At 41.6% G+C, this 11880-nt stretch carries 11 protein-coding genes, 2 tRNA genes and 2 pseudogenes; 4 read left to right on the forward strand and 11 right to left on the reverse strand.

Features of this window, described 5'->3' with window-relative positions; all coding sequences use genetic code 11:
• The first annotated feature begins 278 nt into the window (after nt 1-278).
• From PRIP_RS04860 to PRIP_RS04875, 4 genes are read left to right on the forward strand one after another with little or no spacing between them, the layout of a single operon-like run.
• Nucleotides 279-1583: a PTS sugar transporter subunit IIC gene (locus PRIP_RS04860; RefSeq protein WP_036099864.1), complete on the forward strand. Its 1305-nt coding sequence runs from the start codon at nt 279-281 to the stop codon at nt 1581-1583.
• 42 nt (nt 1584-1625) lie between these two features.
• The gene (locus PRIP_RS04865) at nt 1626-1910 is read left to right on the forward strand and encodes a hypothetical protein (protein ID WP_036099866.1); all 285 of its coding nucleotides are present in this window, start codon (nt 1626-1628) and stop codon (nt 1908-1910) included.
• 14 nt (nt 1911-1924) lie between these two features.
• Nucleotides 1925-3103 carry an anhydro-N-acetylmuramic acid kinase AnmK gene (anmK, locus tag PRIP_RS04870; protein ID WP_036099868.1) on the forward strand — a complete coding sequence of 393 codons (1179 nt, stop codon included), beginning with the start codon at nt 1925-1927 and terminating at the stop codon, nt 3101-3103.
• Nucleotides 3096-4184 (forward strand): DUF871 domain-containing protein, encoded by a 1089-nt coding sequence (locus tag PRIP_RS04875; RefSeq protein ID WP_036099870.1) that lies wholly within the window; start codon nt 3096-3098, stop codon nt 4182-4184. Before anmK ends, PRIP_RS04875 begins: the two co-directional genes overlap by 8 nt.
• A gap of 61 nt (nt 4185-4245) precedes the next feature.
• On the opposite strand, the gene PRIP_RS04880 is transcribed toward PRIP_RS04875, so the two are convergent.
• The 11 genes and pseudogenes from PRIP_RS04880 to PRIP_RS04920 form a co-directional block, all read right to left on the reverse strand.
• Nucleotides 4246-4333, reverse strand: a tRNA-Ser gene (locus tag PRIP_RS04880).
• A 35-nt stretch (nt 4334-4368) separates the two neighbouring features.
• Nucleotides 4369-4441: transfer RNA gene (locus tag PRIP_RS04885), tRNA-Asn, on the reverse strand.
• 81 nt (nt 4442-4522) lie between these two features.
• Nucleotides 4523-4987 carry a SprT family protein gene (locus PRIP_RS04890; protein WP_036100473.1) on the reverse strand — a complete coding sequence of 155 codons (465 nt, stop codon included), beginning with the start codon at nt 4985-4987 and terminating at the stop codon, nt 4523-4525.
• A gap of 6 nt (nt 4988-4993) precedes the next feature.
• On the reverse strand, nt 4994-7156 hold the full coding sequence (locus PRIP_RS04895) for a Tex family protein (protein WP_149023758.1): 2163 nt from the start codon (nt 7154-7156) through the stop codon (nt 4994-4996).
• Between the two features lie 109 nt (nt 7157-7265).
• Nucleotides 7266-8201, reverse strand: a pseudogene (alr, locus tag PRIP_RS04900) (alanine racemase); the annotation flags it as partial.
• The gene (locus PRIP_RS18190; RefSeq protein ID WP_052008722.1) at nt 8200-8454 is read right to left on the reverse strand and encodes an alanine racemase; all 255 of its coding nucleotides are present in this window, start codon (nt 8452-8454) and stop codon (nt 8200-8202) included. The pseudogene alr and the gene PRIP_RS18190, both read right to left, overlap by 2 nt.
• A gap of 202 nt (nt 8455-8656) precedes the next feature.
• Nucleotides 8657-9202: pseudogene (locus PRIP_RS04905) on the reverse strand (D-alanyl-D-alanine carboxypeptidase family protein); the annotation flags it as partial.
• Entirely contained in the window at nt 9183-10151 is a 969-nt protein-coding gene (locus PRIP_RS04910; protein WP_052008723.1) for a D-alanine--D-alanine ligase, read from the reverse strand. The gene PRIP_RS04910 and the pseudogene PRIP_RS04905, both read right to left, overlap by 20 nt.
• Complete coding sequence (locus tag PRIP_RS18195) at nt 10102-10212, reverse strand: hypothetical protein (protein ID WP_277620078.1); 111 nt, start codon at nt 10210-10212, stop codon at nt 10102-10104. The genes PRIP_RS04910 and PRIP_RS18195 overlap by 50 nt, the downstream gene beginning before the upstream one ends.
• Nucleotides 10213-10282: 70 nt before the next feature.
• Nucleotides 10283-11050: a D-alanyl-D-alanine carboxypeptidase family protein gene (locus tag PRIP_RS04915; protein WP_052008794.1), complete on the reverse strand. Its 768-nt coding sequence runs from the start codon at nt 11048-11050 to the stop codon at nt 10283-10285.
• 384 nt (nt 11051-11434) lie between these two features.
• Nucleotides 11435-11875 (reverse strand): hypothetical protein, encoded by a 441-nt coding sequence (locus PRIP_RS04920; protein ID WP_149023759.1) that lies wholly within the window; start codon nt 11873-11875, stop codon nt 11435-11437.
• Nucleotides 11876-11880 lie beyond the last annotated feature (5 nt).

The raw sequence follows: 11880 nt of genomic DNA on the forward strand, positions 1-11880 counted from the left end.
CCTACATCAATTTCAACTAAAAGTGTTCGGAAAAATTAATTATATATATATAAATTACAGATGTTAAAGCAAAGCAAATATGTTGATACGCAAAGCTTTTCGAGTTTCAAAGTGACTGAAATAAATTTTTAATTATAATTTGGAAGCGTTGACATTTTATTTCAAATGAACTAGAATGAGTGGTGAACAATTTATACGAAAAGGAGGGTTATTCTAAAAAATGGAAGTCTTGTGCAGCCAGAGCATACATACTATTTTAAAAATAAGGGAGAATAGTTATGCAAAGATTTATGGACTTTTTAGAAAAGTATTTATCGATACCTATGGCTAAACTATCCGAACAGCGTCATTTGCGCGCGATTCGTGATGGTGTTGTGTCTTCGCTACCGTTCATTATTGTGGGAAGTATGTTTTTGATTGTGGCGTTTCCACCGGTTCCGGAGAGTACTGCACTGTTTAAATGGTCACAGGAACATGCTGCTGAAATCTTAATTCCTTATCGGATGACCATGTTTATTATGTCTTTATACATCACTTTTGGAATCGGTTACAATTTGGCGAAAAGTTACAAGCTTGACGCACTTTCTGGTGCGCAAATTGCTGTTGCTTCGTTCTTATTAACATTGACGCCTTTAGCACTGGATGATGTTGGATTTGTGCTACCAATGGCGAATCTTGGCGGACATGGTTTATTTATGGCAATGATTGTTTCTATTTTTTCGGTCGAAGTTATGCGGTTTTGTAAGAAGCGTAATATTACGATTAAGATGCCGGATCAAGTTCCGCCTAGTGTGGCGCGTTCTTTTGAGGCTTTGATTCCTGTTGCGATTGTTATTTTGATTATGACTATGATCACAGTTGTACTCGGAATCGATGTCCATTCGCTTGTTGATAAAGCGGTTGCACCGATTGTTAAAACGGGAGATAGTCTTTTTGGAGTGCTGTTGCCGGTTTTCTTAATTACGTTCTTCTGGTCGTTTGGAATTCACGGAGTTTCTGTTGTTGGTGCGATTGCGCGGCCTGTGTGGGAAGTTTATCTCGGTGGGAATGCCGCCGCGGTTGCTGATGGGAATCCGATGCCTTATGTGGCTCCTGAAACGTTTTTCCAATGGTTTGTTTGGATTGGTGGGTCTGGTGCGACGCTTGGGTTGGTGCTAGCGATGTTGTTCTTCTCGAAGTCGAGTTATTCGAAGGCACTTGGTAAGACGACGCTGATTCCGAGTATTTTTAATATTAATGAGCCGGTTATTTTTGGGGTGCCGATTGTCCTTAACCCGATGTTGATTATTCCGTTTATTATTATTCCGCTGATTACGACGACGATTTCGTATTTTGCGACGACGCTCGGCTTTATTTCGCCTACGTATGTCATGGCGCCGTGGACGTTGCCTGCACCGATTGGGGCTTACTTGGCAACGGGTGGTGATTGGCGAGCGATTGTTCTCGTCGTGGTGAACATCTTTATTTCATTCCTCATCTACACGCCGTTCTTTAAAATGTACGATCAGAAACTGTTGGATGAAGAGCAGGCGCAAGCAGAGGAGAATAAAGAAACGCATAGTAGTGAACCAAACATGGCTTAAATTTTGGGGCGAATTCGTTCGTCCCTTTTAGAGGTGATAGATATGGAAACGAGTAAATGGATTAAATTTAATTATAAAAGTGCTATCATTTTCTTTGCGATTATGATTTTGACGAACTTGATTTTCTTGCCGGTTCTTACTGGGTTTGGCGTGGATCGGGCTTTTGGGCTGTTCTTGTTGTCGAGTCTTGGGAGCTGGATTGGGCTTTCATATGTGTTGCTAGTGAAGCATGGATTTTATAAATCGAAGAAACAGGCGGCAGTTTTCGTTGCGGTTGTTGGGTTTGTTTGTATGGCGAGTTGTTACTTTTTAGTTTATTTGAACTAATGGGAGGTTAGGAAATGGCGTATGTGGTTGGTTTGATGTCGGGGACTTCGCTTGACGGGGTCGATGTGGCGCTGCTTGATTTACAGGAAACGGAGAATGGCTTGGATACTACGTTGCTTGATTTTAAAACGGTGCCTTTTCAGGCGTCGCTTGTGGCGGAAATTCGGAAAAGCTTAAGTATTGAACACTCGGATTCGCAGTTGATTTGTAGCTTGAATTTCAAATTAGGCGTGCTTTTTGCGGAGAGTGTGAAAATGATTTGTAGCAAAAATGGGATTGCGGCGTCGCAACTTGAAGTGATTGGCTCGCACGGTCAGACGATTTTTCATCAGCCGGAACAGGTCGGGGATTTTGCGGCTTCGACATTGCAGATTGGGGAGCCTGCTGTGATTGCGTATGAGACGGGAGCAACAGTTGTATCGAATTTTCGGACGATGGATATGGCGGCTGGTGGTCAAGGTGCCCCGCTTGTGCCGTATACGGAGTTATTGCTTTATCGGGATGCACACAAAAATCGGTTGTTGCAAAACATTGGTGGTATTGGGAATGTGACGGTGTTGCCTCAGGCGGCGACGCTGGATCAAGTTTTTGCGTTTGATACGGGGCCTGGGAATATGATTATTGATGATTTGATGCAGCGTTTGTTTCAGCGTGGTTATGATTCGGGTGGTGAGATTGCAGCGCAGGGCTCGGTGAATGAAGCGATGCTTGCGGATTGTATGAACGATGATTTTATTACGGCTGCAATTCCGAAGTCAACGGGACGCGAGCTTTATGGAAAAGAATATACGGATCACTTGCTTACTACATACAATCATTTGGCACCAAAGGATTTGATTGCGACGGCAACGATGTTTACGGCAAAAACGATTGTGTCGAACTATGAACAATTTGTTTTTCCAAAAATGAGGATTGATGAGGTTGTTGTGAGTGGTGGCGGGAGTTATAATGAAACGCTGCTTCGGTTTATGGCAGAGCTTTTGGACGGGAAATGTGTGGTGTTGACGCAAGAGGATATTGGTTATTCTTCGGATGCGAAAGAAGCTGTGGCATTTGGATTGCTGGCTTATGAAACATTGCATCGTCGCCCTTCTAATGTACCAAATGCGACTGGCGCGCGGGAACATGTGATTCTTGGGAATATTACGTATCCCCCACTCGGTTATAAGAAAGAAGGTGCCAATTTTGCATAAATTAGGAATTTCGATTTATCCGGAACATTCTACGCCGGAAAAGGATATGTCTTATATTAGTTTGGCGCATCGATATGGTTTTACGCGGGTTTTTACGTGCTTATTATCGGTGAATGGTGATAAGGAGCAGATTTTGCGGGAATTTAAGGAGACGATTAGTCACGCGAATGCGCTTGGAATGGAAGTTATGGTCGATATTTCACCGCGGATTTTTGCTGCGCTTGGAATTTCCTATGATGATTTGTCATTTTTTGATGCGTTGGGTGCGTATGGGATTCGTCTGGATATGGGCTTTACTGGTAGTGAGGAAGCTACGATGACGTTTAATCCGTATGGTCTGAAAATCGAGATTAATATGAGTAATGATACGAATTACTTGAATAATATTATAGATTTTCAGCCAAAACGGGAAAATTTGATTGGGTCTCATAATTTTTATCCGCATCGTTATGCTGGGCTTTCGTACGATTATTTTGTGAAGTGCAGTGAGCGTTTTCGCGGTTTTCAAATTCGGACGGCGGCGTTTGTGCATTCGAATGATGCGACGTATGGTCCTTGGCCGATAATGGAAGGCTTGTGTACGCTTGAGATGCATCGGGAGTTGCCGATTGAAACGCAGGCGAAGCATTTGTTAGCAACGAAGTTAATCGATGACATTATTGTAGCGAACGCGTACGCTTCGGAAAAGGAATTGGCGAGCTTGAGTGACGTATTGGTTGCTGAAAAATTTGGTTTGCGAATGACGCTACATGATACGGTCACCCCACTGGAACGGAAAATTGTTTTAGAGGAGCCTCACTTTTATCGTGGGGATGTGTCGGACTATTTTATTCGGTCGACGCAATCACGTGTGAAATATCGAGAGGAGACCTTTAAGCCGACCTATACGCCGAATATTAAGCGCGGGGATATTTTGATTGAGAATGAGCTTTATGGGCAGTATAAAGGGGAATTACAGATTGCGCTAAAAGATATGGAGAATCGCGGGAAAACGAATGTTGTTGGACGGATTCATGAGGATGAAATCTTCTTGCTCGATTACATGGAACCTTGGACAAAGTTTGAATTTATTCTGGAATAAATAAAAATACTAGGAGTCGCTATAAAACTACGATTCCTAGTATTTTCTTTGCTTCTATGAACGGAGAAGGAGGGATTTGAACCCTCGCGCCGCGTTAGCGACCTACACCCTTAGCAGGGGCGCCTCTTCAGCCACTTGAGTACTTCCCCAGTTGACGCTTATTGTACGAAAAGGCATAAAAGAACTCCACAGGCAAGACTCGAACTTGCGACCGATCGGTTAACAGCCGATTGCTCTACCAACTGAGCTACTGTGGAATAGTCATAAATGCTTCCGACTCTTTACATTATAAGCAGGTATCATGAAAAAATCAAGTTTTAATTGCCAAGTAGCAGAAATTATTGCGATACTTGCACGATTTCTTCTTTTACATACTTCAAATGCCCGTTACAACGTCCACAACGGTACTTTTTCACATCAAAACGACGCTTGCGTAAAAAGGCCGTGTTGCATGCTAAACATGTGTAGCGATGCATCTTTTGCTCTGTGGGGATAGCTTGGCAAAATCGTGGTGCATCCACCTTGGCAAGTAAAGCCCGAAAATCGGTGTCACGGTGCTGATAGCCTTTGCCTGCGATGTGTAAATGATAGTGACAAAGCTCGTGTTTCATAATGCCAATAAAATAATCCAAGCCAAAGCTTTCCAAGTAACGTGGATTCATCTCGATATCGTGACTTTGCAATAAATAACGCCCGCCTGTTGTTCGCAAGCGGGTATTGAACGTGGCCCGATGCAAAAATGGCTCTTGGAAAAATTGCAACGACACTGTCTCCATGTGCCGCTGCAGTTCTTGTTCTGTCATCATGGCTTATTTTCCTTGTTCTGGAGCTAACATCGTGAGTGAAATCCGACCTTTTTTCTGATCGACATCGTCTACCCATACCGTCACGACATCGCCGACAGATACAACATCCATTGGCTTTTGAACGAAGGATCTGCTCAGTTTCGAAATATGCACGAGTCCGTCTTGTTTCACGCCGATGTCAACGAATGCGCCGAAATCAACGACATTCCGCACCGTTCCTTGCAGCTCCATCCCTGCTTTTAAATCTTCCATGGAGATAACATCTTGTTTCAAAAGTGGTGCATCGAGTTCGTCCCGCAAGTCACGACCTGGTGCTACGAGCGAGTCAACGATGTCTTGCAATGTTTCTTTACCGACTTCAAGCTCGGCGGCCATTTCTGTAAGGCTGAACTTTTGCAGCGCTTGTTTTAGTTCTGGCGTTCCTAAGTCGCTGAGTTGGAATCCTGCGGAATTCACGATTTTTTCTGCGATCGCGTAGCTTTCCGGGTGAATTGCGGTTTGGTCAAGCGGATGTTTCCCTTCTAAAATTCGCAAAAAGCCAATGCTTTGTTCATAGGATTTCGCGCCAAGACGAGGCACTTTTTTCAGTTCTTTGCGGGATGTGAATGGGCCGTTTTCTTCGCGGTATTTACGAATGTTACCAGCCACCGTTTTGTTTAGACCTGCGACGTATTGCAATAAGGAGGCTGAGGCCGTGTTTACGTTGACGCCGACTTGGTTTACTGCGGTTTCGACGACGAACGTTAAGGTGTCATTGAGTTGTTTTTGCGCGACGTCATGTTGGTATTGACCGACGCCGACGGATTTTGGATCGATTTTAACGAGCTCAGCAAGTGGATCTTGTAAGCGACGACCGATGGAGACCGCGCTTCGTTGTTCGACTTGGAAATCTGGGAATTCTTCGCGGGCAATATCACTTGCGGAATAGACGCTGGCCCCTGCTTCGTTGACGATACAATAATACGCATTCAACTTTTCTTCTTTGATCAATTCGGCGATGAATTGTTCGGATTCACGCGACGCAGTACCGTTTCCGATAGCAACCACTTCGACACCGTATTGCTTCATCAAATGCAACACTTTTTGCTTCGCTTCTGCTTTTTTGTTTTGTGGTGGATGCGGATAAATAACATCAATCGTCAAAACTTTACCTGTTTGGTCAAGTAATGCAAGCTTGCAACCAGTTCGATACGCTGGATCAAGGCCTAGAATAATTTTTCCTTTTAGTGGCGGTTGTAGTAATAATTTACGTAAGTTTTCTGCAAAAATATGAATGGCTTGTTCTTCAGCGGCTTCAGTAAGTTCTGCGCGAATTTCTCGTTCGATTGCTGGGCCGATGAAACGTTTATACGCATCTTCTAAGCCTGCCATCACATAACTCTCAGCTACGGAGTCTGACTGCGTAATGACTTGCTTTTTCAAATACTCATGTATTTTCGTAGGATCAATGACAACAGCTACGCGCAAAATGCCTTCTTTTTCGCCGCGGTTAAATGCTAGCACGCGATGGCTAGCAACTTTTGCAATTAATTCTTGATACTCGTAATACATTTCATAAACCGATTTCTCGTCTAATTCGGTCTTTTTACCAACAGATTGAATCATGCCAAACTTGCGTGTGAATTCACGAATCCATTTGCGATATGCTGGTTCATCTGAGATTACTTCGGCGATAATTTCATGTGCGCCAAGCAATACGTCTTCTACTGTAGCTACTTCTTTGTCTGCCGAAATGTATTTCGTAGCTTCTGCTGTCACATCGCCGGATTGCGGCAAAGCTAATAGCCATAAAGCGAACGGCTCCAATCCTTTTTCTTTGGCAATAGTTGCTTTGGTACGTTTTTTCTGTTTGTACGGACGATATAAGTCTTCTAGTGCTTGATGTTTCTCCGCTTTTTTAATGGCAGCCGTGAGTTCTTCGGTCAGCTTGCCTTGTTCTTCAATAAGGCGCAGAATTTCTTCTTTTCGCTGTTCCAATTTCTCCACATACGTATAGCGCTCCTCGATATTGCGAATCTCTACCTCGTCCAAGCTACCGGTCATTTCTTTACGATAACGCGCGATAAACGGCACTGTATTACCCTCGCTGAGTAATTCAATCACCGCATTAATCTGGTTTGGACGATAAGATAAAGATTTATGTACTAATTTCAAAATTTCTTCCATATTTTCTGCCTCCAAATAATTCATCTCTTGGACTAGTGTACCATAAAACAAGCGCTAAAACCAAGATGAATAAGCGGCTTTACCAAGATGCTACCAGGTTTAAAACCGCTTATTTATAAATGACTGGCAATCTCTTTCCTAATCTACTAAGTATTTCATTCGTAATCGTCTCTGCTTTCTCTGCTAAAATTTCTGCTGAAAAATGAGCATCTTGACTATCTATAATCGCGACTTCTGTTCCGACATTCACTTCATGTATATCACTGATGTCTAACATCATCATGTCCATGCAAATTCTACCGATGACTGGTGCGGCAACACCGTTCACACTTACCTTTAAGTTTGCATAAGACAGGTTTCGCGGGATTCCGTCAGCATAACCAACTGGAATCATCGCAATTTTCATTTTGTGTGGTGCCATGACATCATTGCCATAACCGATAAAATCATCTTCTGCGACGTATTCAATGAGAGCGATCCGACTTTTCAATGACAATACTGGCTGTAGTGGCAACGTCAGTTCTGAGTAATCACTTTGACAGCCGTATAATGAGATGCCAATTCTAACATAGTCATACTGCAATTTATTGTAATTTTGCATGCCATAACTACTTTGTAAATGTGTTTTTCGAGGGTTGATTCCGGCTTTTCGTAAAGCGACAAGTAATCTGTCATAGGCATCGATTTGTGCTCGCGTTCTTTCAATCGCCTCATCATCCAAATTATCGGCCGAACCAAGATGACTATAAATCCCTTCCACCGCCAAAATAGTTGACTTATAAAAATGGATGATGGCATTTATTTGCTCTTGCGGAATCCCTGTTCGGTGCATCCCTGTATCAATTTTCAAATGGCATCGAATACGCATCCCAGCCTCTTCTAAAGCAAAGCCGTGCTGTTCACTAATAACTGTCTGGATCAAATCAAAATATTGTATTTTATCTACGTCGCTCGGTGCTGTGTATCCAAAGATCAAAATATCACTTCGAATGCCTGATTTACGTAGTTCTATTGCTTCATCTAATGTTGCTACTGCGAAGATTTTAACACCATTTTTTTTCTAACAATTGACTACAATACGCAGCCCCATGACCATATGCATCCGCTTTGACGACAGCCATTAGTGCTGTTTTTTCAGGGAGATTTTTTTGAATCGTTCTGGCATTATGAATTAGTGCATCTCGTGAGCATTCTCTCCACGCACGGCGCGGTTTATGATATTGTTGTACCATCCTAAGAAAAGAGTTGATCCATAAGTAGCATGGAGCGAGACTTTGATATGATTGTATTTTCCACATCAGTAATACTTCCTTTCATTTAATCAGTTCGGTAAGTAATGATAAGTTCCCCGCAGTTGTTATCACTCATTTCACAAATCACAACTTTATCTGGGACTTGTATTTTTTCTAAAAACCAATCCTCCATCGGTACAGTGACGATATAGTAGGAATAATCACTATTTTGCCAATGAAATGGTTCGTAAAAAGAGGTGAAATTTCGTAAATAATCGATATATTCTTCTAACACATATTCTCGCTCTTTAATAATTTGGCTATGTGGCAAGCCGACATACCGGAAATGCCACGGTTCATAAGCAATTCCGGTAATCTGTGTTTTTCCTTCAGGATATCTTAAAATAAAACCAAAAGTAGCCATTTGTTCGCGAAAAATTCGAGCAATCCCATAATTCGGAAACTCTGGACAAATAAAGTCGATGTCGTCTTGTTTTAGTGCAACGTCAATTGCTAAGCCTGCTTGGTGTTCGCTACTGCCTGGTTTTGCGATATATTTCTGTGTGTAGTTTTTACCGTTTTTAGTGAGACTATGTTGATAAATTTGAGATTGCTCCTCATAGCTTCGGTATCCACTGACTGGGACAATGTCTTCTCTTGCATCGATATTTGTTACCAGTGCATATATATTTTCTGCAGCTTGTTTAGTCAGTTGATGATCTGCACATAGTGTCACAAGCGAACTTGGCACATAATTTTTGCTTAATGTATGGCTGTTATTAATCAATAATAAATTATCCTTTAGTTGTTTCATGGCCTGTCACTCCGTTTCGCTTTTCTGCTGCAAGTTCGATTAATGTTTGAATCAGCGTCTCGTAAGAATAGCCTGCCTCCTTCATCAATGTAGGAAAACGCGAATGCTCTGTAAATCCTGGCATCGTGTTGACTTCGTTAAAAATCAACTGACCGTCTTCTTGTAAGAAAAAATCAATACGCGCTAAGCCTTCACAATGAATCGCCATATAAATCGCTCTTGCAGCTTTTTGAATGTATCGCTTGGTTTTTAATGGGATTCGTGCTGGCATATGAATTTGCGCAGAAAGCAATTCATATTTCTCTGTGAAGTTGAAAAAGTCGCCATTCAACTCTATTTCATCAACGCCACCAACGATTGGCTTACTATTACCAATAATACCGCATCCAACTTCAGAGCCTTGAATTGCTTTTTCGACCGTGACTTCGGTATCGAATTGTGCAGCATGCTTTATTGCTGGCATGAGTGCGTCTTTGTGAGAAACCATCGATATACCAATCGATGATCCAGCTCGAACTGGCTTGACGAATACTGGAAAATCGTGTTGTGCTATAAAGTCTTGAATGCGAATGTTTGGAATTTGTTCGCTGTAAAAATGAATGGAAGGTGCGACTTGAATACCTAAATTATGCACTAATTTCTGGACTTGTACTTTATCGCTACCTAATGCTGATGTAAAGACACCGCATCCAACATAATTTATCCCAGCTAAATCAAGCACTCCTTGTATCGTGCCATCCTCTCCATTTTGTCCATGTAACACAGGAATGGCAACATCAATTCGACATGTTTCGATGGAAATAGCCCGATGAACATATACGCCACTTTCTGATTTATCCATAATAGGTGAGACAATTGTACAAGAGCTATGTTGTTCCCATTTATTACTGGAAATCGCCTCAACTGGACCTTCGTATAAATACCATTTTCCTTTTTTTGGTGATACCAATTAAAATGACATCGTTTTTTGTTTTGTCAATAGCTCGGATTACGGCAGTTGCGGATTGCAAGGAGACTTCATATTCAGGCGATTCTCCTCCAAAAAAGACGGCGATTTGTTTTTTTCATTGTTTTTCCTCCTTAATTCTTGAATCCGTAAGCCATGAGGGTTTTCGTATCTTGGAAACGGGCGTCTATTGTGCTTGTTTTTAATACGATGGAAATCAATCGCTTACCGTTTTGCTTCGCTGTTCCAACAAAACAATAACCCGCACCATCTGTGAATCCTGTTTTCAAGCCATCCAATCCGTCGATTTCTTTATTTGCTAAAAGTGCGTCTGTAGACTCAACGGTGTAGCCAGTGCTTGTCTTATAGCTTGCCTTTGATGTCATATCAAGCACTTCTGGATATTTTGTAATAAGTGATGAGGCTAGTAGGTACAAGTCTTTGCTCGTAGATACGTTTTCTTGACCATCGGCATCTAAACCGCTTGCGCTAACAAAGTTACTTTTGCTAGAGAGCCCTATTTTCTTAGCTTCTTTATTCATTTTAGCTGGAAAATCTGTTTTGTCTAATCGTTTTCCAAGTGCTTCTGCGGCATCATTTGCTGACATGACGAGCATCGCTGCGTAAAGATCTTTCACGGTCCAGTCTCTTTTGTTTGTGATCATATATAAAGATACTGCCGCTTTATCATTCAGTGGTTCCAATTGCAAAGTTTCATCCCACGACAGCGTTTTATTATGTATGGCTTGTAAAACCAAATACGTTGTCATCAGCTTGGTAATGCTTGCGATTGGTGTTACCATTTCTGGACTTTTCTCATATAGTGGCTTTGTATCATCGACGTTATAAAGTGCAGCCGATTCTGCTGAGATGTTAAGATCAGGTGATGGCGTCGTGTCCACTGGTTGTTCTACTTTCTTTTGTGCTGTTTCTGCTGTAGCTGTGACTTTTTGTTTTGTTTCTGTAGCTTGATCCTCATTATCCGTACATGCAGCAAGCGATAAACTCGATACTGCTAAAACTGCGATAAGGCAACTATGTTTAATATTCAATTCATTCTCCTCCTTTGGTATAACTTAAGTATAGAGGAGTTAAATAAATGCGAGGCTAAGAAAATATAAGGAAAGTTTAAAGAAATCATCCGAATTATGATAAGGAAAAATGACTCACCTATACTTTTATGAAATTTAAGTAAAAAAAATGACCTTCAATGAATTTTTATTTAAAATAATCCATTGAAAGTCCTTTTTTTTATTAGTGTTCCTTTTGTTTATCTCAAAAGCTTGTTATGGCAAAATTGTCGCTGTGGCTTGTGCAATAACTCCATTGGAATTCAATGCCCTCACTATAAAGCTATCTCCAACGACTTGCATAGCAGCAAAACCGGAAACATAGATTCGGAAAGTTCCATCTGCATTTATTTGACCATAACGTAGTATCGTCCCAGCTTTATCGTAAACCGCAATTCGCTCTACATTTTTTTCTACAGCTCCAGTAATGTTCGCTTGACCTGCTCGATAAGGATTTATCATTAAGGTTGATAATCCTTTTACAGTACCAGTTGCCACTTCACTGCGTTGCCCATGAACATCCGTTACAAATATTTCAAAATTAGTACCTGCGACTTTGAGTGCTGCAATATCATTCGCATAAATTGCATATTTACCGTCTGCACTAATAGTTCCAATTTTAGTGACTTTACCATCAATTACCAACGTAACTCTCATTGCTC

Source organism: Paenilisteria riparia FSL S10-1204 (assembly GCF_000525995.1).
Classification (GTDB): Bacteria; Bacillota; Bacilli; order Lactobacillales; family Listeriaceae; genus Listeria_A; species Listeria_A riparia.

Excerpts from the sequence above, each read along its gene's own strand:
- PRIP_RS04860 (WP_036099864.1), top strand. The coding sequence starts at position 279 with ATGCAAAGATTTATGGACTTTTTAGAAAAGTATTTATCGATACCTATG.
- PRIP_RS04865 (WP_036099866.1), top strand. The coding sequence starts at position 1,626 with ATGGAAACGAGTAAATGGATTAAATTTAATTATAAAAGTGCTATCATT.
- anmK (WP_036099868.1), top strand. The coding sequence starts at position 1,925 with ATGGCGTATGTGGTTGGTTTGATGTCGGGGACTTCGCTTGACGGGGTC.
- PRIP_RS04890 (WP_036100473.1), bottom strand. The coding sequence starts at position 4,987 with ATGACAGAACAAGAACTGCAGCGGCACATGGAGACAGTGTCGTTGCAA.
- PRIP_RS04895 (WP_149023758.1), bottom strand. The coding sequence starts at position 7,156 with ATGGAAGAAATTTTGAAATTAGTACATAAATCTTTATCTTATCGTCCA.
- PRIP_RS18190 (WP_052008722.1), bottom strand. The coding sequence starts at position 8,454 with ATGTGGAAAATACAATCATATCAAAGTCTCGCTCCATGCTACTTATGG.
- PRIP_RS04920 (WP_149023759.1), bottom strand. The coding sequence starts at position 11,875 with ATGAGAGTTACGTTGGTAATTGATGGTAAAGTCACTAAAATTGGAACT.